The following is a 23,017-nucleotide window of genomic DNA, read 5'->3' as shown; positions in this document are numbered from 1 at the left end:
GCGTCCGCGCTCCCGGGGGGTGCTCGGCGGGGCGGGATTACGCTGGAGGACATGACTTCCATCCGCCCGCGCCGCCTCCGCACGTCCCCCGCACTCCGCCGTCTCGTCCAGGAGACGCGCATCCACCCGGCGCAGCTGATCCTGCCCCTCTTCGTGGCCGATGGGATCACCGAGGCCCGGCCGATCGGGTCGATGCCGGGGGTGATGCACCACTCGCTGGACAGCGTCCGCGGAGCGGTGACGGAGGCGGCCGAGGCGGGGATCGGCGGCGTGATGCTGTTCGGCGTGCCCACCACGCGCGACGCGGTCGGCTCCGGTGCGACCGACCCCGACGGCGTGCTCAACGCCGCGACGCGGGTCGTCGTGGAGGAGGTCGGCGACGCGCTGGTCGTGCAGACCGACCTGTGCCTGGACGAGTTCACCGACCACGGCCACTGCGGCGTGCTCGACGACCGCGGGCGCGTCGACAACGACGCCACGCTCCTCCGCTACGAGGAGATGGCGCTCGCCCAGGCCGAGGCCGGCTCCCACCTGCTCGGGCTCTCGGGGATGATGGACGGCCAGGTCGGAGCGATCCGCGCCGCTCTCGACGGCGCCGGGCACCTGGACACCGCGATCCTCGCGTACTCGGCGAAGTACGCCTCCAGCTTCTACGGTCCGTTCCGCGAGGCCGTGCAGTCCACGCTCGAAGGCGATCGCCGCACCTACCAGCAGGACCCGGCGAACCGCCGCGAGGGCCTGCGCGAGGCGACCCTCGACCTCGCCGAGGGAGCCGACGTGGTGATGGTGAAGCCCGCCATGAGCTATCTCGACGTGCTCTCGGACATCGCCTCCGTCTCGGACGTGCCGGTCTGGGCGTACCAGGTGTCGGGGGAGTACGCGATGATCGAGGCCGCCGCCGCGAACGGCTGGATCTCGCGCGAGCCGGCGATCCTGGAGTCGGTCACGGGGATCCTCCGCGCGGGGGCCGACGCGGTTCTCACGTACTGGGCCGTCGAGATCGCTCGCGACCTGCTGAAGTAGCCGCTCCTCCTCCTGGGAGCGAGCCTCGGCGTCTCGTCCGAAAGCGCTCCTCCGGCGCGAGGGCGCCGGGCGGCGCGCGTACCCTGGAGGGGTGACCACCTCGGCGAACGACACCCTGTACGAGCGTGCCCGGCACGCGATCCCCGGAGGCGTCAACTCGCCCGTCAGAGCGTTCCGCTCGGTCGGCGGGACCCCGCGCTTCATGGTCTCGGCCGCCGGCCCGTACATCACGGACGCGGACGGGCGCGAGTACGTCGACCTCGTCTGCTCCTGGGGCCCCGCCGTCCTCGGGCACGCGCACCCCGAGGTCGTCGCGGCGGTGCAGGAGGCGGCCGCCCGCGGTCTCTCGTTCGGCGCGTCCACTCCCGCCGAGACCGACCTCGCCGAGCTGGTCGAGGCGCGGATCACGGCCGGGGGAGTCTCGCCGATCGAGAAGCTCCGCCTGGTCTCCACCGGCACCGAGGCGACGATGACGGCGATCCGCCTCGCCCGCGGCGTCACCGGCCGCGACCTGCTGATCAAGTTCTCCGGCCACTACCACGGCCACTCCGACGGGCTGCTCGCCGATGCCGGCTCCGGTCTCGCGACCCTCTCGCTGCCCGCCTCCGCCGGCGTCACGGCCGCGACCGCGGCCCAGACGATCGTGCTGCCGTACAACGACCTCGAGGCGGTGCGCGCGGTCCTGGCCGAGCGCGGCGCCGACATCGCGGCGGTCATCACCGAGGCCGCGGCCGCCAACATGGGCGTCGTCGCTCCGGACCCGGGCTTCAACGCGGCCCTCGCCGAGCTCGTGCATGCGAACGGATCGCTGCTGATCATGGACGAGGTGCTGACCGGCTTCCGGGTGAGCGCCGGCGGCTGGTGGGGGCTCGAGAACCGCGGCGCCGAGGCTCCGTACCGGGCCGACCTCTACACCTTCGGCAAGGTCATCGGCGGAGGGATGCCGGTCGCGGCTCTCGGCGGCCGTGCGGACGTCATGGACCACCTGGCACCGCTCGGGCCGGTGTACCAGGCGGGCACCCTCTCCGGGAACCCGGTCGCGGTGGCCGCGGGCATCCGGACGCTGCAGCTGGCCGACGACGCGGTCTACGCCTCGCTGGACGCCACGGCGCTGACTCTCCAGCGCGAGGTGTCGGCGGCGCTGACGGCCGAGGGCGTCGCGCACACGGTGCAGACGGCCGGGAGCCTCTTCAGCTTCATGTTCACGGACCTGGGCCGGCCGGTGCGCGACTACGCCGAGGTCCAGGCGCAGGAGTCGTTCCGCTACCCGGCGTTCTTCCACGCGATGCTCGATGCGGGCGTCTCGCTGCCGCCGTCGGTGTACGAGGCCTGGTTCGTCTCGGCCGCGCACGACGACGCGGCGATCGGGCGCATCGTGGACGCGCTGCCGGCGGCGGCGAAGGCCGCGGCGGCCGCTCGGGCGTAGGCTCCCGGGCCGCCCGCGGATCAGGCGGGGGGCCCGCCGCGCCGGAGCTCCGGGCGGCGTACGTTCCGCGCGCCCGGCCGCCGGCGTGCGGCGACCGGGCAGGGGCCCTCAGCCCCGGCGCGAGACCGACTTCGGCAGCACGAACACCAGCGCGAAGGCGGCGACCGCCATCAGGGTGCTGAGGAGCATCGCGGGAGCCGCGGCGTCGAGGAAGCCCGAGGCGACCGTGTCCGGACCCGTGATGACGAGGCTCCCGAACAGCACGCTGCCGATGACCGCGATGCCCACGGCCGAGCCGATGCGCTGGATCGCCGAGATCACGCCGCTCGCCGCGCCCGCGTCCTGCGGGTCGACGGTCGAGACGATGAACTGCACGTTCGGGGCGATGAAGAAGCCGTTGCCGAGGCCCGCGATCAGCAGCGGCGGCAGGAGCTGCCAGTTGCTGATCGAGTCCGGGGTCGCGGTCAGCAGCACCAGCCAGACCCAGCCGAGCCCGATGGCGAGCAGTCCGCTGCCCATCACCAGGACGTTGCGCCCCAGGCGCGCGGTCATCCGGTTGCTCTGCGAGGAGCTGATGATGCTGCCGATCGCGAAGGGGATCGACACCAGGCCCGACTCGAGCGCGGTATGGCCGAGGCCCGACTGCCAGAGCAGCGAGATGGTGAAGAAGATGCTCGTGAAGGCCGCGAAGTAGACCAGCGCGAGGATCACGCCTCCGGTGAAGGCCGGGTGGCGGAACAGCGACGGCGGCACCAGGGGAGCGCGGCCGCGGCGGACGTGGAGGACCTCCCAGGCGCCGAACGCGGCGAGGAGCAGGACTCCGCCGGCGATCGAGAGGAAGGTCCACAGCGGCCAGCCCTCGTCCTCGCCCTGGATGAGCGGGACGAGCAGGGCGACCAGGCCGCCGGAGACGAGCACGAGGCCGAGCCAGTCGACGCCTCCGCTCGGGGCGCGGTCGCCGGCCTCGAGGTCGCGGCGGGCGGGGAGGAGGACCGCGGCGGCGATCAGGGTCGCGACGCCGATGGGCAGGTTCACCCAGAAGACCAGGCGCCAGCCGTTCTCGTCGCCGAAGGCCTGGATGATCAGGCCGCCGATGATCGGGCCGAGCGCCGACGAGACGCCGAGGACCGCGCCCATCACCGCGAAGGCCTTGCCGCGCGAGGGGCCGCGGAAGAGGAGCTGGATGTAGGCGTTGACCGCCGGGACGAAGACGCCGCCCGCCAGGCCCTGCACGATGCGGGCGATGACGAGCTGGGTGTCGTCCGCGGCCAGTCCGCACGCGAAGCTGGCGACGGTGAAGAGGGCGATGCCGCTGACGAAGACCCACTTGTGCCCGAAGCGGTCGCCGAGGCGGCCGGCGGGGATGAGGGCGAGGCCGAACGCGAGGGCGTAGCCGGAGATGATCCAGGAGAGCGTCGACTCGGAGGCGTCGAGCGTGGTGCGGATGGTGGGCAGCGCCACGTTCACGATGGTTGTGTCGAGCAGGGCGATGAACATGCCCGCGAGCAGGACGATCAGCGAGCGCCAGGCGCGCTTGTCGGGGGCGGGAGGGGCGCCGGTCGATCGGGCGGTCGACGTCTCGGTCATCGCAGGAGTGCCTTTCGAGCAGGGGGGGGGAGGGGTGGTCCGTCAGACCTGTTCGAGGGACGCGACCGGATGTGAATGCTCGCAGGAGAAACCGGGTTTCCGCACGCCGGGATCTGTGGGGGCCTTCAGGCGGAGGGCTCGCCGCAGGCTCGCCTCGCGGGGCGTCAGCGGATGCGCGACTCCGCCAGCCGGGCGCAGTCGATGCAGAGCTCGGCCGTGGGCCGGGCGGCGAGGCGGGCGGCTCCGATCGGGCGGCCGCACGAGGCGCAGTCCCCGTAGCCGCCGGTGCCGAGGCGGGTGCGAGCGGCGTCGAGCTCGCGTGCCGTGCGGCCGAGAGCGTCGCGGACCCCGGCCATCCGCGACCACTCGGCCGAGAGCGGCGTGCCCTCCGGGTCGTGCTCGTCATCGGCGGTGCCGTCGGCACGGTCGCGCAGGAGCTCGGCCAGCGAGGCCTCGAGCCGGGCCGCCTCGTCGCGCGTCTCGGCCTGCCGCTCGGCCAGCAGCGCGTCGAGGAGGCGCGCCTCGTCCGGATCCATCGGCATCCGACCATGCTGCCACCCACGCGAGCGGCGGGGCAGACTAGAGGCATGCCCGTCGTGACCGTGCTCCCCGACCGCCTCGAACTCCGCCTCACCGCGGCCGAGCGACTGCTCGCGTTCCACCGCAGCGACGTCGTCGTCGACCGGTCGAGCATCCGCTCGGCGACGGTCACCGAGGACCCCTGGATCTGGGTCCGGGGCATCCGCGCGCCGGGCACCGCGGTGCCGCTCGCGCTCGCGGCCGGCACGTGGAAGTTCCATGGCGGCAAGGACTTCCTGCTGATCAAGCGCACCGCCTCGGCCGTCGTGATCGACCTGGTCGACGAGGACTACTCCCGCCTGATCGTGAGCACCAGGCACGCTCCCGAGCTGATCGCGGCCCTCCAGCTGGGGACGACGACCGCGGCGATCCCCGTGATCGAGACCGACGACCTCGTGATCGTCCCCGAGGTCGCCGAGCAGGCGGAGCGGGCCCAGGCGGCCGCCGCGGAGAAGCGCGCGAAGACGAAGGCGAAGGCGGCGGAGGCCGCGGCCGTGGCCGCGGAGGCGGCGGGTCCGGCGACGGCGGTCGAGGGTCAGGAGGCGGCGAGCGGCGGGAGCGCGGCGGCCGCGGCGACCGCGGCTCCGGAGGCGGACGGCGCCGCGGAGGACGTCGCGGCGCCGACGGAGTCAGCAGCGGGGGCCGCTCCGAAGAGCCCGAAGGCCACGCCGAAGGCCGCTCCGAAAACGAGTGCTCGGACCGCCGCGAGCACGCCGGCCGGGTCCGGGGGGTCCGCGCCCGTGGACGTCATCGGCTCCGAGCCGATCGAGTCCGCAGCCCCGGTGAAGCCCGCGGAGCCGAAGCCCGCCGAGCCGAAGCCCGCGGAGCCGAAGCCCGCCGAGCCGAAGTCCGCGGGATCGAAGCCCGCCGAGCCGAAGCCCGCCGGATCCGAGTCCGCCGAGCCCGCCCCCGCGAAGCCGGCTCCGGCCGCGAAGCCCGCGCCGAAGCCCCGCACGCCGGCGAAGCCCCGCGCCGCGCGCCCCGACTCCTCCGTCGGTCACGCGTCGGCCGAGCCGAGCGGCGCCACCGAGGCCGCGGAGTAGCGCACCGCCGCACGAGCAGCCGCCCCGCAGCGCCGGCCGAGGCGCCCCCTCCTCCACGCTCGGGGCGGGCGGACGCCCTCCGGCGAGGCCGAACCGTCAGGCGCGGACGTCCACCACAGTCCGACCGTGCGAGCGGCCGGCGAGCACGTCCTCGGCCGCGTCGACCGCCCCGCCGAGCGGCACCGTCGTCGTCAGCTCGTCGAGCAGCTCCAGGTCGAGGTCGTGGGCGAGGCGGCGCCAGGCCTCCTCGCGGAGCTTGCGCGGCGCCTCCACCGAGTTGATGCCGGCCAGCGTCACTCCGCGCAGGATGAACGGCATCACGCTCACCGGCAGGTCCGGGCCCTGCGCGAGACCGCACGCCGCCACGGTGCCGCCCCACCGCGTCTGCGCGAGGGCGTTCGCGAGCGTGTGCGAGCCGGCGGAGTCCACCGCTCCCGCCCAGCGCTCGGACTGCAGCGGCTTCCCGCCCTCCTGCAGCTCGGCGCGGTCGATGACGTCGGAGGCGCCGAGGCGCTGGAGCAGAGCGCCGTGCTCGCCGAGCCGGCCGGTCGAGGCGACGACCTCGTGGCCGAGGCGCGCCAGGAGCGCGACGGCGAGCGACCCCACGCCTCCCGAGGCCCCCGTCACCAGGACGGGACCGCTGCCCGGCCGCACGCCGTGCCGCTCGAGCGCCAGCACGGCCAGCATCGCCGTGAAGCCCGCGGTGCCGATCGCTCCGGCCCGTGCCGCCGAGATGGCGCCGGGCAGCCGGAGCAGCGACGCGGAGTCGACACGCGCCCGCTCGGCGAGCCCGCCGTCGTGGCGCTCGCCGAGGCCGGCGCCGTTGAGCACCACCCGGTCGCCGGAGTCGAAGCGCTCGCCCGCCTCGCCGTCCGCGTACTCCACGGTGCCGACCAGGTCGATGCCGGCGACGAGCGGGGTGCGGCGCACGATGCCGGGCCGCCCCGCCAGCGCGAGGGCGTCCTTGTAGTTGACGCTCGAGTACTCGACGGCGATCGACACGTCGCCGTGCGAGCGGTCGGGGTCGTCGCGCTCGAGGAGGCGGGCTCGGTTGGGGGTCTCGGTGTCGGAGTCGGAGTGCCGCTCGACGACGATGGCTCGGTACATGGGCCCACGCTACGCCCGCGGGCCCGCGGCCGGGCGGTCAGTTCAGGGGCCGGGTGCCCTCGGGGAGCGATCCGCCGGAGTAGAGGGCGGCGGCCGCGTCCTGGAGCGCCGTCAGGGCGACGCGCTGCGTCCACGGACCGTAGGAGACGCGGGCCAGCCCGAGCTCCTCGAAGCGGGCGGGGGACTGCGATCCGGGGACGCCGATGACGCTGACGCGCTGCCGCCCGAGGGCGGCGACGAGGGACTCCAGCTCGGCGTCCTGGAGCAGCCCGGGGACGAAGAAGCAGGTGGCGCCGGCGTCGAGGTACGCGCGGCCGCGCTCGATCGCGTCGGCCAGGACCTCGCCGCGGTCGCGGTCGCCGGCGCGGAGGAACACGTCCGTGCGGGCGTTGAGCGCGAAGGGCACCGCCTCCTCCTCGGCCGCGGCGACGGCCTTCTCGACCGCCCGCAGCGCCTCCGGGAGCGGCTTCGCCTGGTCCTCGAGGTTCGCGCCCACGACGCCGATCCCGATCGCGCGCCGGACCGTCTCGCCCGCGTCGCCGTAGCCCGCCTCGAGGTCGGCCGAGACCGGGACCTCGACGGCGGCGACGATGCGCTCGATCATGCCCAGGTGCAGCTCCAGCGGGATCCGCTCGCCGTCCTCGTAGCCGAACGCCGCCGCGATGGAGTGGCTGGCGGTCGCGAGCGCCCGGGTCTCCGGGAGCGCGGCGATCGTGGTCGCGCTGATCACGTCCCAGACGTTCACCACCTGCAGCAGCTCGGGGGCGGTGTGGAGGTCGACGAGGGTGCGTCCGCGCGCTTCGATGCTCATGGCACGAGCGTAGGGCCCGCATGCGCGGCGCAGGCCGCCGCATCGCAGTCCGCGCACACCACGAGCTGGGCGCGGCAGGAGAGGTCGGTGCAGTTGCACATCCGGCTGGTCGGCGCGGCGCACGAGGTGCAGCGGCCGAGCACCTCGGCGTCGGGGGAGAAGGAGACGGAGCCGCGGCCGTCGAAGACGTACAGGGCCCCCTTCCACAGCCCGCGGTCGCGCCGCGCCTCGGCGTAGCGGACGACGCCGCCGTCGAGCTGGTACACCTCGCCGAAGCCGCGCGCCGTCATCAGGCTCGACAGCACCTCGCAGCGGATGCCGCCGGTGCAGTACGTGACGACGGGCCGGCCCTTGAGGTGGTCGTAGACGCCGGCGTCGAGCTGCTCGACGAACTCGCGGGTGCTGGAGACCCCCGGCACGATCGCCCCCTCGAAGCGGCCGATCTCGGCTTCGAAGGCGTTGCGGCCGTCGAAGAGCACCACGTCGTCGCGCTCGGCGACCAGGGCGTCCAGCTGGTCCGGGTCGAGCCGCGGCGCCGTCCCGACGACCCCGTCGGCGTCGACCCGCAGCTCGTCGGGCGCGCCGAACGAGACGATCTCGTCGCGCACCTTCACCGAGAGACCGGGGAAGTCGAGGCTGCGGCCAGCGTCGTCGAGGCCGGAGCCGTCGCTCCACTTCACCTCGAGCCCGCGGAAGGCCGAGTGCTCACGAGTGCGGCGGACGTAGCGCTTCAGGGCGTCCATCCCGCCGCCCAGCGTGCCGTTCACCCCGTGCTCCGAGATCAGCAGGCGCCCGCGCAGGCCCAGCGACTCGCACAGCTCGCGCTGCCAGAGCCGCACGGACTCGGGGTCGGCCAGCGGCACGAAGCGGTAGAACAGCAGGATCTTCGGCAGCACCGGCACATCTTACGAGGACGTCCGGACCGGGGCGCGGCGTGTGGCAGCATCGTCGGGTGCCCGACGCCTCCGCCCCCGTGCCGCACTCCCGCCTCGAGGACGTCTTCGGTCTCGTCACCGGTGCGTTCGTCGTGTCGCTCGGCCTCTACCTGCTGCGCGCGAGCCAGGCGGTCACGGGCGGCACCGCGGGTCTCGCGCTGCTGCTGGGGTACCCGCTCGACATCCCGTTCGGCGTGATCCTCGTCACGGTCAACGTGCCGTTCCTCGCCCTCTCGCTGTGGAAGAAGGGCTGGCGCTTCACGCTGCGGACCATGTTCTCGATCGTGCTGGTCTCGGTCCTGGCGGGCCTGCACCCGCTGGCGTTCGGCGAGCTGCGGATCGAGCCCGTCTACGGCGTCCTCACGGGCGACGTGCTCGCGGGGATCGGCCTCCTGATCCTCTTCCGGCACGGGTCGAGCCTGGGCGGATTCAGCATCGTCGCCCTGATCGCGCAGGAGCGGCTCGGCTGGCGGGCGGGCTACGTGATGATGGCGCTCGACGCGTGCGTGGTCGCGGCCGCGCTGCTGGTGGTGCCTCCGCTGAACGTGCTGATCTCGGCGGCGGGAGTGGTGGTGCTCAACCTGGTCCTGGCGTTCAACCACCGGCCCGGGCGCTATCTCGGGTCCTGACCCCCTCCGCAAGCCCTTCGGCGCGCACCGCCGGGTTCCTAGGCTGAGGGCGCGGGCCCCCGCCCGCCCTTCCCGAACGGAGAAACCGGATGTCCGACTGGACCTACGACCCCTACGCCCGCCTCGGCGAGGTGCCGACCTTCGCGCTCGAGAGCGACGACATCGCCGACGGTGCGCCCCTGTCCGCCCGCCACTACGGCGAGGGCTCCGGCGGGGAGGACGTCTCGCCGCACCTGCGCTGGTCGGGAGCCCCCGCCGAGACGAAGAGCTTCGCCGTGACGGTGTTCGACCCCGACGCGCCCACCGGCTCCGGCTTCTGGCACTGGGCCGTCTACAACCTCCCGGCCGACACCACGGAGCTCCCCACGGGAGCCGGAGCCGCCGGCTTCGAGCTGCTCCCGGCGGGCGCGCAGACGCTGCCCAACGAGATGCGGCTGCGCCAGTTCGTCGGAGCGGCGCCGCCGGACCGCGAGCACCGCTACTTCTTCGTGGTGCACGCCCTCGACGTCGAGTCGCTCGACCTCGATCCGGAGTCGACGCCGGCGATCCTCGGCTTCAACGCGCACTTCCACACCCTCGCGCGGGCGCAGATCGTCGCCACGGCGACGCCGGACGGCGCGAAGGGCTGACCCGCTCCGCGGGGAGCGCGCGCTACCCGAAGAGGGTGCGCGCCTCCTCGTAGCGGGCGTCCGGGACCGTCTTGAGGGTGCCGAGCGCCTCGGCGAAGTCCACGTGGTAGATGTCGGTGCCGCGCAGGGCGACCATGCGGCCCCAGTGCTCGGCGACGACGGAGTCGATGGCGGCCATGCCCAGGCGGGTCGCGAGGACGCGGTCGAACGCGGTGGGCGTGCCTCCGCGCTGGATGTGGCCGAGCGTCGTGGCGCGGGTCTCGATGCCGGTGCGCTCCTCGATGAGCGGGGCCAGCAGCTCGCCGATGCCGCCGAGGCGGGGCCGGCCGAAGGCGTCGAGGCCGCGCTCGGAGTGGGCGTCGTCCATCGTGTCGAGCGAGAAGCCCTCGGCGACCACGACGAGCGGTGCGCGCCCGCGGTCCTGCGCGCTCTGCACCCACTCGACGATCTGGTTTAGGGAGGTGCGCTTCTCCGGGATGAGGATGACGTGGGCGCCCGCGGCCATGCCGGAGTGCAGGGCGATCCAGCCGACGTGGCGGCCCATGACCTCGGCGACCATGCAGCGGCCGTGCGAGTCGCCGGTGGTGCGGAGGCGGTCCATCGCGTCGGTCGCGATGCCGACGGCGGTGTCGAAGCCGAAGGTGTAGTCGGTGGCGCCGAGGTCGTTGTCGATGGTCTTGGGGACGCCGACGATCTTGAGGCCCGCGTCCGTGAGGCGCTTGGCCGCCGCCAGGGTGCCCTCGCCGCCGATCGCGATGATCGAGTCGATGCCGTTGCGGTCCATCGTCTCGGCGATCTTCTCGGGGCCGCCGTTCTCGCCCTCGAAGGGGTTCGTCCGGCTGGTGCCGATGATCGTGCCGCCCTGCTTGGCGATTCCCTGGATCTCGGGGCGGCCCAGGGGCAGGAGGTCGCCGTCGACCACTCCGCGCCAGCCGTTCCGGAAGCCCACGAACTCCTGGTCGTAGACCTTGATGCCCTTGTAGACGGCACCGCGGATGACGGCGTTGAGGCCGGGGCAGTCGCCACCGGAGGTCAGGATCCCGATCTTCACCCGCTCAGGTTAGAGGACCCGGTGAACGGATGTGCACGCGGACGACGACGGGCCCCTCCTCGCCGCCTCGAGGAAGGGCCCGTCGTCGTGCTCGGTGCTGGTGGGACTAGGTCGTGACGAGCTCGCCGTTGACGCCGCGGGGGAAGAATCCGCCGGTGCGCGTCCCGGCCGCGGGGTTCAGGTACACGATGTTGAGGACCTGGCCCGGGGTGCGGCTGAACGCGATGGAGCTGCCGTCGGTCGGGACGATGTTCGCCTGGCCGTTGACCTTGACGCCCTGGTCGAGGTCGGTCTTGCCGTCGAGGCTGTCGCGCGCGTCGGAGAGCTTGTTCGCCGAGTCGGACAGGTCGGCGGCGTAGATCGCCGAGCGGATCGCGCCCGCGTGGTACGCCTCCACCGCGAGGATGCCGGCGGCCGCGTCGAGGTAGGTCTTCGACTGGATGAGCGGGGCGGCGCCCTTGTAGGCGGTCACTCCCACGTCCTCGAAGACGAAGGCGCCGAGCAGGAAGTTCGACTCGCTCGCGAACGGGTCGAACGACTGACCGGCCTTGATCAGCCCCGCCGCAACGGCGGCGGAGTTGAAGCTGTCCTTCAGGTTGATCGCCGGGCGGGCCACCTTCGCGGTGCCCAGCGCGGCCCGCAGGAACTGCACGTGGGCCTTCTCGTCGTTCGCGACCTCGGTGGCGAAGCTCTTCAGCCACGGGGTCTTGAAGTCGACGGGGCGGCCGCCGATGACGCCGCCGGGCGTGCCCTTGCCGGTCACGTCCGAGCCGCCGAGGCCGGTGCCGTAGACGGCGCGGAGGTAGAACTCGGCCTCGAGGTACTCGAGGTTGAGGGCGAAGTTGAGGATCGAGGCGTCGCTGGGGCCGCTGGCAGCGACCTCCTCGGCGGAGGCGGTGGGCGCGGCGAGGGCCGCGGCTCCGATGCCGAGGCCGGCGACGCCGGTGGCCTCGAAGAAGCGGCGACGGTCGAGAGCGGTCTCAGAGCTCTTGACGATCGCGTTGCGGATGAAGGTCGTGTCGAACATGTGCGCATCTCCAGTGATAGGCGGGTGCCGGGCGGCTGGAGCGCCGCCGCGACAGCGCGAAGCTACGCCCGGGACCGACCTGCTGACCAGTGGAAACGGGCGATCGGATCCGCGCATGTGTTCACGCCGTCTGAACCAATCCGCCGGGTGTGTCGCTCCGAACACGTCGTGGATGGGGGTTCTGCGGAGGAGCGTCCGATCCGGTGTCGGAGCCGCCGGTTACCATCACTGCGTGTCGATCCCCGCCCCTGCTCCCGAGCCATCCTGGGCGACGGTCTACGCGCCGTCGGAGCCCGTGAGCCTCGCGCTCACCCTCCGCACGCTGCTGCGGGGCTCGGGCGACCCGACCATGCTCCTCGACGCGTCCGGCTTCTGGCGGGCGTTCCGCACGCCGCTCGGCCCGGGCACGCTGCACCTGCGGCAGGCGGCGGACGGCGCGGTCCACGCGCGCGCCTGGGGCGGGGGAGCGGAGTGGCTGATCGACGCGGTCCCCGAGCTCCTCGGCCACGGCGACGACTGGAGCGGGCTCGACCTGTCGGCCCACGCGCCGCTCGCCGAGGTGCTCCGCCGCTCGTCGGGCCTGCGCCTCACGCGCGCGAACCTGGTGTTCGAGATGCTCGCGCCGTCGGTCCTCGAGCAGAAGGTCACGAGCACGGAGGCGTGGCGCGCCTACCGGGTGCTGGTGCGCCTCCACGGGGAGCCCGCCCCGGGGCCGGTCGCTCTGCACGTGGCTCCGAGCGCGCAGCAGTGGCGGCGCGTGCCCTCGTGGGACTGGCACCGCGCGGGAGTGGATCCGCGGCGCTCGCGGACCGTCCTCACCGCCGCGCTCGTCGCCTCCGGCCTCGAGCGGACCCTCGCGCTCGGGCGGGGCGGCGACGAGGTCGCCCGCCGGCTGCAGTCGGTGCCGGGGATCGGGCCGTGGACGGCGTCCGAGGTGATGATGCGCGCCCACGGAGATCCGGACGCGGTCAGCGTGGGCGACTACCACCTGGCCGCGGCCGTCGGCTTCGCGCTCACGGGCCGGCTCGGGGTCGACGACGACGGCATGCTCGAGCTCCTCGAGCCGTGGCGCGGGCACCGGCAGCGGGTCATCCGGCTGATCGGCTGCAGCGGAGCGAGGAAGCCGCGGCACGGCCCGCGGATGACCATCCAGGACCACCGCCGGCACTGATCCGCTCCTCCACAGGGGCGGCTCGCGGGCGAGTCGGCGCGACCACCGCGTCACGCCGCGTCCGGGCGGCGGGTCGGGCTTAGCCTCGGAGGATGCAGCAGTCGACGACCCCAGGTGTGCCCGGCAGCGACCCGGAGCGCGAGCCCGACGACGCGGCCGTGCGGAGCGGGGTCGACGCGACGATCGGTGGTCGGACGCCGGAGGGCGGCACGGGGTCGGACGACGAGGTCGAGGCCGGTGAGGCGCGCGACTCCGTGAGCGGGGCCGAGGTCGTGCCGGCGCCGGAGTCCGCGTCCGAGGACGTGGCCGAGCCTCAGGACGAGCAGGAGTCCGACGCTGAGGATGAGGACCTGCGCGAGCCCGGTGTTCAGGAGGAGGACGAGGTCGTGCGCGACGCTCAGGACGCGGCCGTGAGCGAGCCCGATGCCGACGACGAGGTCGTGCGCGATGCTGAGGACGAGGTCGTGCGCGGGCCCGACGCCGCGTCGGAGTCGGAGCACGCCGCGCCCGCCGCCGCCGAGCCCGAGGTCGACGACCGCCCGATGATCGAGCGCGTCGAGTCCCTGGTCCGCCGCTGGATCGCGCGCAGCGGCGAGTTCCCGGTCGAGCCCGCCGCCCAGCGGCTCGCGGGCGTGCTCCAGGACCCGAACGGACTCGACTTCACCGTCGGGTTCGTCGACGGCGTCGCCCGGCCCGAGGACCTCTCGGTCGCGGCCGAGAACCTCGCGGCGCTCACCGCGAAGACGCCCGCCTTCCTCCCCTCCTACCTGCGCGCGGCGATCAGCACCGGCGGCGCCGTCGGCCCCGTGCTGCCCTGGGTGGTCGTGCCCGCGGCCCGCCGGGTCCTCCGCCGCCTCGTCGGGCACCTCGTGGTCGACGCCTCGGAGGCGCGTCTCGGTGCGGCCGTCGCCGCGCTGCGCGAGGGCGGCGACCGGCTCAACCTCAACCTCCTCGGCGAGGCCGTGCTCGGCGAGCGCGAGGCCCGCCGCCGCCTCGAGGGGACCCTCCGCCTGCTCGAGCGGCCGGACGTCGACTACGTCAGCGTCAAGGTCTCGAGCGTCGTCAGCCAGCTGTCGATGTGGGCCTTCGAGGAGGAGGTCGACCGCGTCGTGGAGCGTCTCACCCCGCTCTACCAGGCCGCCGCGTCCGGAGCCGACCCCACCTTCATCAACCTCGACATGGAGGAGTACCGCGACCTCGACCTGACGGTCGCCGTGTTCCGGCGCCTCCTCGAGCAGCCGGGCATGCTCGACCTCGAGGCGGGCATCGTCCTGCAGGCCTACCTGCCCGACTCCGTCCGCGTGCTCGACGAGCTGACCGAGTGGGCGCAGGAGCGCCGGGCCCGCGGCGGAGCCCCGATCAAGGTGCGCGTCGTGAAGGGCGCGAACCTCGCGATGGAGGGGGTCGACGCGGCCCTGCACGACTGGCCGCTCGCGACCGTCGGCAGCAAGGTGGAGGCCGACACGAACTACAAGCGCCTGCTCGACCGGGCGCTGCGGCCGGAGCGCGTCGACGCGGTGCGCGTGGGCGTCGCCGGGCACAACCTCTTCGACCTCGCCTGGGCGTGGCTCACGGCGACCGAGCGCGGGGTGACCGGCGCGGTCGAGATCGAGATGCTGCTCGGGATGGCGACCGGGCAGGCGCGCGCCGTCCGCGAGGACGTGGGACGACTCCTCCTCTACACGCCCGTCGTGCACCCGCACGAGTTCGACGTGGCCATCTCGTACCTCATCCGCCGGCTCGAGGAGAACAGCAGCCCCGAGAACTTCCTCTCGGCCGCGTTCCGCCTCGACGACGAGGAGGTGCTGCAGCGGGAGCTCGGCCGCTTCCGCGCCTCGCTCGAGGCCCTCGACGACTCCGTCCCGCCGCCGAACCGCACGCAGGACCGCCTGCGGGAGTGGTCCTCCGGCTCCGGCCGCCGCCTCGTGCAGGAGCACGCCCGCGCCGGCGAGCGGGCGCAGGACCCGGCCGCCGCGGGCCTGACGCAGGCCGTCCTCGGCCTCAGCCGCGGCTCCGGTGCCGCCGCCGCGACCGCGGGCTTCCACAACGAGCCCGACACCGACCCCGCCCTCCCCGGCAACCGCCGCTGGGCGCGCCTGATCACCGAGCGCATCGCCGGCTCGACCATCGGAGCGGGCACGGCCGACGCCGCGCGCGTGAGCACCGAGGTGGAGCTCCAGGAGGTGCTGCGCGCGGTGTCCCGCCGCGCGGAGCGCTGGGGCGAGCGCCTGGGCTACGACCGAGCGGCCGTGCTCGACCGCGCGGGCCTCGTCCTCGCCGCGAACCGCGACCGCCTGATCGAGGTGATGGCCTCCGAGACCGGCAAGACGATCGCCGAGGCCGACCCCGAGGTCTCCGAGGCCATCGACTTCGCCCACTACTACGCCACCCGCGCCCGCGAGCTCGACGCCGTCACCGGGGCCACCTTCGTCCCCGCGCGGGTCACCGTCGTCGCTCCGCCGTGGAACTTCCCGGTCGCCATCCCGGCCGGATCGATCCTCGCGGCGCTCGCCGCCGGCTCCGGAGTCGTGGTGAAGCCGGCGCCCCAGGCCCGCCGCTCGGCGGCTGTGCTCGTCGAGGCGCTCTGGGACGCGGGCGTCCCGCAGGAGCTCCTCGCCCTGGTCGACCTCGACGAGGAGGAGCTGGGACGGGCGCTGATCACCGACCCCCTCGTGGACCGCGTGCTGCTCACCGGCTCCTACGAGACCGCCCGCCTCTTCCGCTCCTGGCGGCCCGGCCTCGCACTGCAGGCCGAGACCAGCGGCAAGAACGCGATCATCGTCACTCCCCACGCCGACTACGACCTCGCCGTCGCCGACATCGTCCGCAGCGCCTTCGGGCACGCCGGCCAGAAGTGCTCCGCCGCCTCCCTGGTGATCCTGGTCGGCTCGGTCGCCCGCTCCAAGCGCTTCCGCGCCCAGCTGGTCGACGCCGTCACGTCGCTCCGCGTCGGCCGGCCCGACGACCCGTCGGCGGTGATGGGGCCGCTCATCGAGGAGCCCACCGGCAAGCTCCTGCACGCGCTCACCACGCTGGGCGGAGGCGAGTCGTGGCTCGTCGAGCCGCAGCGCCTCGACGAGAGCGGCACGCTCTGGTCGCCCGGGATCCGAGAGGGCGTCACCGAGGACAGCTACGTCCACCTCACCGAGTTCTTCGGCCCGGTGCTCGGGATCATGCACGCGGCGACCCTCGAGGACGCCGTCCGGATGCAGAACGGCACCGAGTACGGGCTCACGGCCGGGCTCCACTCCCTGCACGCCGACGAGCTCGCCCTCTGGATCGACTCGGTCGAGGCGGGCAACCTCTACGTCAACCGGGGCATCACCGGAGCCATCGTCCGGCGCCAGCCCTTCGGCGGCTGGAAGCGCTCGTCCGTCGGCGGCGGCGCGAAGACGGGCGGACCCAACCACCTCATCGGCCTCGGCTCCTGGAAGCCCTCGCCCGCGCGCTCCTCCTCGACGCTGCACCTGCGCGGCCTCGACGACCGCGCGCGCCAGTTCATCGAGGCGGCCCAGTCCTCGCTCCGGTTCGAGCAGTTCGACCTGCTCCGCCGCTCCGCCCTCTCCGACCAGCTCGCCTGGGCGACCGAGTTCGGCGTCGTCACCGACATCTCGAAGGTCGGCGTCGAGCGGAACCTGTTCCGCTACCTCCGCGTGCCGATCGCGCTGCGCCTGGCCGACGGCGGCGACCTCGGAGAGCTCCTCCGCGTCATCGCCGCGGGCCTGCTGACCCGCTCCCGGATGGACATCTCCACGTCCCTCCCGCTCCCGCCGCGGGTCGAGGAGATGCTCGGCGGCGACGAGCTCGCCGAGATGGCGGGCCTCGTCCCGCGCATCGTCGTCGAGACCGACGCCCAGTGGCTCGAGCGCGCCGCGGCCGGCCGCATCACGGCGCCGCGCATCCGCATCATCGGCGACATCGTCTCCGACCGCGTCGACGGCTATGCGGGCCCGCAGGCCCCCGGCAGCCCGACGCACGGACAGCAGGCCGTCGTCCGCCGATCGTCCGACTCGACCGGCTCCTTCACCGACGTCGTCGCCGGCATGACCCGCGGCAGCACAGGCAAGCCGGTCCCGCTCACCCGCGCCGACGGATCCCGCGTCCCCCTCGCGACCGCCCTCGCCGAAGCCCTCGGCGGCGCCCTCGACACCGCCGTCTACGCCGACCCGGTCACCCCCGCCGGCCGCGTCGAACTGCTGCCCTTCCTCCGCGAGCAGGCGATCTCGATCACGAACCACCGCTTCGGCAACCCGATCGATCTGAGCGACGACGTGCTGTAGTCGATTCCACGCCCGTCCCTGACGGGCGTGGCGCGGTCGGCTTCTCGACGGGGTGCGTTCTGCAGGGCGGGGTGCGTTCGGCTACAGCGATCCGCTGGTACGCGGATCGCTGGTTCGCCTCGGGGGCGGTGCTCGCGGGGATGGTGTGGATCGAGTGTGGCGCGGTCGGCTTCTCGACGGGGTGCGTTCTGCAGGGCGGGGTGCGTACGGCTGCAGCGATCCGCTGGTACGCGGATCGCTGGTTCGCCTCGGGGGCGGTGCTCGCGGGGATGGAGAGATCAGGCTGGCGCGGGTCGGCCTCCCGACGAAGCCCCGGGACGCGGCTCGACGAGGCGCGGGGGGACTTACTTGTCGCGGCAAGTAGTGGGTAGGGTGGGGGGATGAGTGCGCCCGAGACACGCTGGCTGACGCCCGATCAGCTCGACGCCTGGCTGCGCTTCATCGCGGTCGTGGAACTGCTGCCGGGCGCCCTCGACACGCAGCTGCAGCGCGACGCGGGGCTCACGCACTTCGAGTACCTGACGCTGGCGATGCTGTCCGAGGCGCCCGACCGCGCCCTCCGGATGACCACGCTCGCCGCCCGCACCAACGCGACCCTGCCCCGGCTCTCGCACGTGGTGACCCGCCTCGTCGCCCGCGGCTACCTCGAGCGCCGCCCCTGCGCCTCCGACGGCCGCGCCACGAACGCGGTGCTCACCGACGCCGGCCTCCAGAAGATCGTCGACACGGCGCCCGGTCACGTCGCGACCGTGCTGGCCGACGTCATCGATCCGCTCGACGCCGAGCAGATCCCGCAGCTGGCCGACATCATGTCGCGCATGCTCGCCCGGCTCGACCCCGAGGGCAGGATGACGGTCGACGCCGTGCGCTCCTCGCTCGGAGACCCCGACACCCGCTCCTGCTGAGCGCACCGACCCCTCGCTCCCGGGGCGGACCGGCCTCGGCCGCGGCCGAATTCATGTACAGGGACTCCCGGACGTGCCCGTCAGGGTCCTCGAGGCCGCGCCCGCATGGAGCCGAGGTCCTGCACCGCGACCGGCTCGGGGCCGCCGGAGGCCGGCCCGTTCCCGAGCACCTCGCCCACCTCCTCCCGGCTGCCGACGCTCACCGAGAAGAGGCCCTGCACCTGGGAGCGCGCGTCGACGATCTCCTTCGACCTGGAGGTCGAGAAGGAGGGGTGCGGGAGGAGCATCGCGGACACGTGCTCGGAGGCGACGGAGCAGGCGGCGTCGTCGCTGAACAGGGGATCCAGGGTCCGGCCGAGCGCCGGGGAGAACGCCCTCGAGCGCTCCGGATCCGTGAACGGGAGGTCGACGAGGATCGAGTCGACGGCCCTCCGCATCCGTACGGCGATCGGCCGCGCGACACGCGGAGTCCGTGCCATCATCGCCTCGTGCAGTTCACCACGACGCTCTTCCGGATCGGCAACAACACCGGCATCGAGGTGCCGCCCGAGGTCCTCGAGGCACTCGGCGGCGGCAAGCGTCCCGCCGTCGCGGTGACGGTGAACGGCTACCGCTTCACCAGCACGGTCGGAGCGATGGGCGGACGCGCGCTCATCCCGTTCTCGGCCGAGAAGCGCCGCGAGACGCAGCTCGCCGGCGGTGACGCGATCGACGTCGTGATCGAGCTCGACACCGCGCCGCGCGAGGTCGTCGTGCCGGAGGACCTGGCGTCCGCGCTGGCCTCAGCGGGCGCTGCGGAGCGCTTCGCCGCGCTCTCGCCCAGCGCGCGGAAGGCCCACGTCACGTCGGTCGAGGGCGCGAAGGCCGCCGAGACGAGGGCGCGCCGCGTCGCCTCGATCGTCGCGGCGCTCGTCGGCTGACGGGCGCGCCACGGTCCGGGACGCCACCTCGTCGCCGGATAGGCTGCCTCCGGCGCCCCACGGCGGAGCGCTCTGGAAGCGGAGTCGGGGGACTTGATGGGTGCGGTTCGGCGTTGGGTGTTCCCGATCGTGTGGATGGTCATCATCGGAGCGGCGAGCATCGCCCTGGTGAAGATCGCGTTCTTCCCGGACGGCGCGGCCGAGGCCGATCCGACGCAGCCGACCGGTGAGATCACCGAGCCGACCGTCACGGTCGCCCGCGGCACGGTCACCAACGACCTCACCCTCCAGGGCACCGTCGCCGCCGACCCCGCCGTGCCGCTGAAGGCGACGGCGGCCGGAACGGTCGACGACGTCTACGTGCAGCAGGGCGCGGCCGTCGCGTCGGGCGATCTCATCTACGACATCCGCGTCGAGACTCCGCGCGACCCGGTCGAGACGACCGGCCCGGACGGCGCCGTCACCCTCACCCAGCAGGAGCCCTCCGTGCGCTTCGAGCGGGTCTACGCCGCGACCGGCGGCACCCTCAGCGCGCTCGGCGTCATCCACGACCAGGCCGTCACGGTCGGCGAGGTGACCGGACAGGTCGCGCCGCCGAGCTACGCCGTCACCGGCACGATCGACGCGCAGCAGCTCTACCGCATCCAGAACCGGCCGACGGAGGCGCAGGTCGCGATCACCGGCGGGCCCGCCGGCTTCACCTGCACCGACCTCACCATCAGCACCCCTCTCGCCGGAGCCGGCGAGGGCGGCACGACCGGCGGAGCGACGGACGGCGGCGGCGGTGGAACCTCCACCGGCGGCTCCGGCACGAGCTTCACCTGCCAGGTGCCGACGGAGGTCACCGTGTTCCCCGGGCTCGCCGCCTCGGTGACGCTCGCGGGAGGCAAGGCGGAGGACGTCCTCGTCGTGCCGACCACCGCGGTCGAGGGCACCGCCCAGTCCGGCGTCGTGTTCCGCCGGGCGGACGACGGCAGCACCGAGGAGGTCCCGGTGACGCTGGGACTCACCGACGGCAGCTCCGTCGAGATCACCGGCGGAGTGGAGGAGGGCGCCGAGCTCCTGCAGTTCGTGCCGGGCGCGGAGGAGGCGGCTCCCGACGTCCAGCTGGGCGGCGACTGCATCGCGCAGCCCGACGGCTCGGTCTTCTGCTCGTGACGATCCTCCGGCTCGAGGGGATCCGCAAGGTCGTCCCGCTGCCCGACGCACCGCCGCTGACGATCCTCGACGGCGTCGATCTCGAGGTGGGCGAGGGCGACCACGTCTCGGTCGTGGGGCGCAGCGGCTCCGGCAAGTCGACGCTGCTCAACATCCTCGGACTCATCGACGAGCCCACCGAGGGGCGGATGCTGCTCGAGGGTGCTCCCACCGAGACCCTGTCCTCGCGGGCCCGCGCGCGCATCCGCGGCGGCAGCATCGGCTTCATCTTCCAGCAGTTCAACCTGCTGGAGGGGCGGACCGCCCGCGAGAACGTGATGACGCCGCTGCTCTACGCGACCGGATCGGAGTTCTGGCGCCGCCGCGACCTCGCGGCCGAGATGCTGGAGCGGGTCGGCCTCGGGCACCGCGTGGACTCGATGCCCGGGCGCATGTCCGGCGGCGAGCAGCAGCGGATCGCGATCGCCCGCGCCCTGGTGCGCCGACCGCGGCTGATCCTCGCCGACGAGCCGACGGGCGCCCTCGACACCGACACCGGCGAGAGCGTGATGGGCCTGCTCGACGAGATCGCCCGCGAGTCCGGCTCCGCGCTGGTCACCATCACCCACGACCCGGCCATCGCGGCGCGGGCCGAGCGCCACTACCGGCTCGACCACGGCCGCCTGGGCTCGACCGCGGATGCGGGCCCCGTCGCCGAGGCGGCGGTCCTCTGATGCGCGCGCTCGTCGGGATCGCCGGCGCGATCGTCGAGGCGTGGACCGAGCTGCGGATCCACCGCGGACGCGTGCTTCTCTCGCTGATCGGAGTCGCGGTGGCCGTCGCCGCCCTGACCGCGGTCGTCGCCGCCGGTGGCATCGCCCGCCAGGCCAGCATCGAGCAGGCCGAGCGCTCCAGCGGGCGCCCGGCGAGCCTCTTCCTCTCCGCCTACCCCTCCGGTACCGGCACCGCCGAGGTGGATGCCGACGCACTCCAGGCCGCGTGGACCGGTGCGCTCGAGCGCTACTCCATCACCTACGCGAGCCGCTCGACCTACGGCAGCGCGCGCGTCCAGTTCGCCGACGGCGCCGTCGACGTCGCGGTGCAGGCGGTCGACCAGCCCTTCGCCGAGATGCACCGGCTGAAGATCGTGGACGGCTCCTGGTTCACCGCCCGCGACTCCCAGCGCCTCGCTCCCGCACTCGTCGTCAACGAGCGCTTCTGGGAGCGGATCGGGAGCCCGGATCTGCGCACCCACCCGGTGGTCACCCTGCTCGGCTCCGAGCGCGACGTCACGGGCGTGGTGGTCGGCGTGACTCCCTCCTCGCAGTTCGAGACGGATCCGTCGATGATGATGCTCGCGGACGCCTACCCGGCGGTCGCCCGCGACGCCGACCCGCAGTTCGGCGGGCAGGGCGTGCCGAACTACGAGATGTGGGTGCCGCTCGACCTGGCCGAGCCCCTCGCCGCGGCGGTGGAGCGCGACGTGGCCGGCGCCCTGGGATCCGACTTCGAGGTGTCGGTCGACCGGCAGGACTACCTGGTCTACGACTCCGACCCCTTCGGCGTGCTGACCTGGGTGATCGGCGGCGTGGCGGGCCTGGTGCTGGCGCTCGGCGCGCTCGGACTGCTCAACATCGCCCTGGTCACCGTCCGGCAGCGGATCCGCGAGATCGGCATCCGGCGCAGCTTCGGCGCCTCCTCCGGCCGCATCTTCTTCTCGATCATGATGGAGAGCGTCGTGGCGACCGTGGTCGCCGGAGTGGTCGGCGTGACGATCGCGGTCATCCTCGTCACCAACCCGTGGACGGTGGCCTTCGTGCAGGACAACGGGATCGCCGACATCCCGCCTTTCCCGGCCGAGGCGGCGCTGCTCGGGCTCGGGGCGGCGACCCTCGTCGGCGCGCTCGCGGGCCTGGTGCCGGCGATCGTCGCCGTGCGGGTGAAGGTGATCGACGCGATCCGCTACTGAGGCCCGCCGAGGGTGACGACGAGCTCGTCGCCCTCGAGCGCGGCGTGCGCGTCGGAGTAGTGCGCGATCCGGGGCAGCCCCCGGGTGCTCGCACTCTCGTGGCTCCCGACGACGATGACGCGCATGCCGGCGTCCAGACCCGCCCGGATGCCGGCCTCGGCGTCCTCGAACACCAGCGCGTCCTCGGGGGAGACGCCGAGCAGGGCAGCGGCGGCGAGGTAGCCGTCGGGAGCAGGCTTGCCGTTCGCGACGTCGTGCGCGGTGACGACGGTGTCGGGGGAGGGGACGCCCGCCGCGGCCAGACGGGCGGCCGCCAGTGCCGGGCTCGCGGACGTGACCAGGGCGACGCGCTCGCGGGGGAGTGAGGCGAGGAACGCCGTCGCGCCGGGGATCTCGACGGTGCCCTCGGTGTGCTCGAGCTCGTACGCGTCGAGCTCCGCGACGATCGCGTCGACGTCGCTGCCGGTCGGAGCGAAGCGGCGGACGCTGTCGGCGGCGCGGACACCGTGAACGGCGCCGAGCACCGCGTCGTGGTCGAGAGCGAAGCGCTCGGCGAAGGCGCCCCAGATGGTCTCGACGACTGCCGTCGAGTCGACGAGCGTCCCGTCCATGTCGAAGAGGGCGGCGCGGGCTCGGAGGAGGTGGGGCATGCGTCCATCCTGGCGGTCGGCGGCCTCCGGCGTCTGCCGGAGCGGACAGCGCTCGGACAGCGCGCGATCAGCCCGCCCTCAGGCCATGCATCGTGTCGCGGCGCTACGGTGGTCCGAGATCGCGGGCAGACGCCCGGA

General features: G+C 73.8%; 21 protein-coding genes. 12 read left to right on the top strand and 9 right to left on the bottom strand.

What is annotated here, in order from left to right; all coding sequences use genetic code 11:
• Positions 1-51 precede the first annotated feature (51 nt).
• Both hemB and hemL read left to right on the top strand, forming a co-directional pair.
• Positions 52-1,023 (top strand): porphobilinogen synthase, encoded by a 972-nt coding sequence (gene hemB / locus C5C63_RS04305; protein ID WP_104325532.1) that lies wholly within the window; start codon positions 52-54, stop codon positions 1,021-1,023.
• A gap of 91 nt (positions 1,024-1,114) precedes the next feature.
• The gene (gene hemL, locus C5C63_RS04300) at positions 1,115-2,449 is read left to right on the top strand and encodes a glutamate-1-semialdehyde 2,1-aminomutase (protein WP_104246920.1); all 1,335 of its coding nucleotides are present in this window, start codon (positions 1,115-1,117) and stop codon (positions 2,447-2,449) included.
• Between the two features lie 108 nt (positions 2,450-2,557).
• Here hemL and C5C63_RS04295 read toward each other — a convergent pair whose 3' ends face one another.
• Both C5C63_RS04295 and C5C63_RS04290 read right to left on the bottom strand, forming a co-directional pair.
• The gene (locus tag C5C63_RS04295; protein WP_104233092.1) at positions 2,558-4,036 is read right to left on the bottom strand and encodes an MFS transporter; all 1,479 of its coding nucleotides are present in this window, start codon (positions 4,034-4,036) and stop codon (positions 2,558-2,560) included.
• Between the two features lie 164 nt (positions 4,037-4,200).
• Positions 4,201-4,578, bottom strand: a complete 378-nt coding sequence (locus C5C63_RS04290; RefSeq protein WP_258065384.1) for a TraR/DksA C4-type zinc finger protein — start codon at positions 4,576-4,578, stop codon at positions 4,201-4,203.
• A 45-nt stretch (positions 4,579-4,623) separates the two neighbouring features.
• Between C5C63_RS04290 and C5C63_RS17510 the strand changes: the two genes are divergently transcribed.
• Positions 4,624-5,658 (top strand): hypothetical protein, encoded by a 1,035-nt coding sequence (locus tag C5C63_RS17510; protein WP_308471538.1) that lies wholly within the window; start codon positions 4,624-4,626, stop codon positions 5,656-5,658.
• Positions 5,659-5,754: 96 nt separating this feature from the next.
• Here the strand turns inward: C5C63_RS17510 and C5C63_RS04280 are convergent, their stop codons facing one another.
• Genes C5C63_RS04280 through C5C63_RS04270 form a run of 3 tightly spaced genes read right to left on the bottom strand, consistent with a single transcriptional unit; the run spans position 5,755 to position 8,472 of the window.
• Positions 5,755-6,765 (bottom strand): MDR family oxidoreductase, encoded by a 1,011-nt coding sequence (locus C5C63_RS04280; RefSeq protein WP_104325530.1) that lies wholly within the window; start codon positions 6,763-6,765, stop codon positions 5,755-5,757.
• A 37-nt stretch (positions 6,766-6,802) separates the two neighbouring features.
• Positions 6,803-7,576 carry an isocitrate lyase/phosphoenolpyruvate mutase family protein gene (locus tag C5C63_RS04275; RefSeq protein WP_104325529.1) on the bottom strand — a complete coding sequence of 258 codons (774 nt, stop codon included), beginning with the start codon at positions 7,574-7,576 and terminating at the stop codon, positions 6,803-6,805.
• A complete protein-coding gene (locus C5C63_RS04270) occupies positions 7,573-8,472 on the bottom strand; it encodes a rhodanese-related sulfurtransferase (protein ID WP_104325606.1) in 900 nt (299 codons plus the stop codon). Before C5C63_RS04270 ends, C5C63_RS04275 begins: the two co-directional genes overlap by 4 nt.
• Before the next feature lie 56 nt (positions 8,473-8,528).
• On the opposite strand from C5C63_RS04270, the gene C5C63_RS04265 reads away from it, so the two are divergent.
• Positions 8,529-9,140, top strand: coding sequence for a YitT family protein (locus C5C63_RS04265; protein ID WP_244230588.1), 612 nt, complete (start codon positions 8,529-8,531; stop codon positions 9,138-9,140).
• 89 nt (positions 9,141-9,229) lie between these two features.
• Positions 9,230-9,769 (top strand): YbhB/YbcL family Raf kinase inhibitor-like protein, encoded by a 540-nt coding sequence (locus C5C63_RS04260; RefSeq protein WP_104222867.1) that lies wholly within the window; start codon positions 9,230-9,232, stop codon positions 9,767-9,769.
• 22 nt (positions 9,770-9,791) lie between these two features.
• On the opposite strand, the gene C5C63_RS04255 is transcribed toward C5C63_RS04260, so the two are convergent.
• Positions 9,792-10,820, bottom strand: coding sequence for a 6-phosphofructokinase (locus C5C63_RS04255; RefSeq protein ID WP_104323673.1), 1,029 nt, complete (start codon positions 10,818-10,820; stop codon positions 9,792-9,794).
• 106 nt (positions 10,821-10,926) lie between these two features.
• Positions 10,927-11,847 carry a ferritin-like domain-containing protein gene (locus tag C5C63_RS04250; protein WP_104222865.1) on the bottom strand — a complete coding sequence of 307 codons (921 nt, stop codon included), beginning with the start codon at positions 11,845-11,847 and terminating at the stop codon, positions 10,927-10,929.
• 232 nt (positions 11,848-12,079) lie between these two features.
• Between C5C63_RS04250 and C5C63_RS04245 the strand changes: the two genes are divergently transcribed.
• The 3 genes from C5C63_RS04245 to C5C63_RS04235 all read left to right on the top strand — a co-directional run bounded on the left by C5C63_RS04245 (position 12,080) and on the right by C5C63_RS04235 (position 18,203).
• Positions 12,080-13,018 (top strand): DNA-3-methyladenine glycosylase, encoded by a 939-nt coding sequence (locus tag C5C63_RS04245; protein WP_258062865.1) that lies wholly within the window; start codon positions 12,080-12,082, stop codon positions 13,016-13,018.
• Between the two features lie 542 nt (positions 13,019-13,560).
• The gene (locus C5C63_RS04240) at positions 13,561-17,298 is read left to right on the top strand and encodes a proline dehydrogenase family protein (protein ID WP_219815271.1); all 3,738 of its coding nucleotides are present in this window, start codon (positions 13,561-13,563) and stop codon (positions 17,296-17,298) included.
• Positions 17,299-17,678: 380 nt separating this feature from the next.
• Entirely contained in the window at positions 17,679-18,203 is a 525-nt protein-coding gene (locus C5C63_RS04235; RefSeq protein WP_104233099.1) for a MarR family winged helix-turn-helix transcriptional regulator, read from the top strand.
• An 80-nt stretch (positions 18,204-18,283) separates the two neighbouring features.
• Here C5C63_RS04235 and C5C63_RS04230 read toward each other — a convergent pair whose 3' ends face one another.
• Positions 18,284-18,640, bottom strand: coding sequence for a VOC family protein (locus C5C63_RS04230; protein ID WP_181110550.1), 357 nt, complete (start codon positions 18,638-18,640; stop codon positions 18,284-18,286).
• 51 nt (positions 18,641-18,691) lie between these two features.
• On the opposite strand from C5C63_RS04230, the gene C5C63_RS04225 reads away from it, so the two are divergent.
• The 4 genes from C5C63_RS04225 to C5C63_RS04210 all read left to right on the top strand — a co-directional run bounded on the left by C5C63_RS04225 (position 18,692) and on the right by C5C63_RS04210 (position 22,229).
• Complete coding sequence (locus C5C63_RS04225) at positions 18,692-19,123, top strand: YdeI/OmpD-associated family protein (RefSeq protein ID WP_104325528.1); 432 nt, start codon at positions 18,692-18,694, stop codon at positions 19,121-19,123.
• A gap of 135 nt (positions 19,124-19,258) precedes the next feature.
• A complete protein-coding gene (locus C5C63_RS04220; RefSeq protein WP_104246912.1) occupies positions 19,259-20,281 on the top strand; it encodes an efflux RND transporter periplasmic adaptor subunit in 1,023 nt (340 codons plus the stop codon).
• Positions 20,278-20,994 carry an ABC transporter ATP-binding protein gene (locus C5C63_RS04215; RefSeq protein WP_104222861.1) on the top strand — a complete coding sequence of 239 codons (717 nt, stop codon included), beginning with the start codon at positions 20,278-20,280 and terminating at the stop codon, positions 20,992-20,994. The genes C5C63_RS04220 and C5C63_RS04215 overlap by 4 nt, the downstream gene beginning before the upstream one ends.
• Positions 20,994-22,229, top strand: a complete 1,236-nt coding sequence (locus C5C63_RS04210) for an ABC transporter permease (protein ID WP_104222860.1) — start codon at positions 20,994-20,996, stop codon at positions 22,227-22,229. Before C5C63_RS04215 ends, C5C63_RS04210 begins: the two co-directional genes overlap by 1 nt.
• Here the strand turns inward: C5C63_RS04210 and C5C63_RS04205 are convergent.
• Positions 22,223-22,879, bottom strand: a complete 657-nt coding sequence (locus tag C5C63_RS04205) for an HAD-IA family hydrolase (RefSeq protein WP_104325527.1) — start codon at positions 22,877-22,879, stop codon at positions 22,223-22,225. The genes C5C63_RS04210 and C5C63_RS04205 overlap by 7 nt on opposite strands.
• Positions 22,880-23,017 lie beyond the last annotated feature (138 nt).

Origin of the sequence: Rathayibacter sp. AY1B8, from assembly GCF_002932775.1 — a bacterium.
GTDB lineage: Bacteria > Actinomycetota > Actinomycetes > Actinomycetales > Microbacteriaceae > Rathayibacter.
This window is presented reverse-complemented; position numbering and strand designations above follow the sequence as displayed.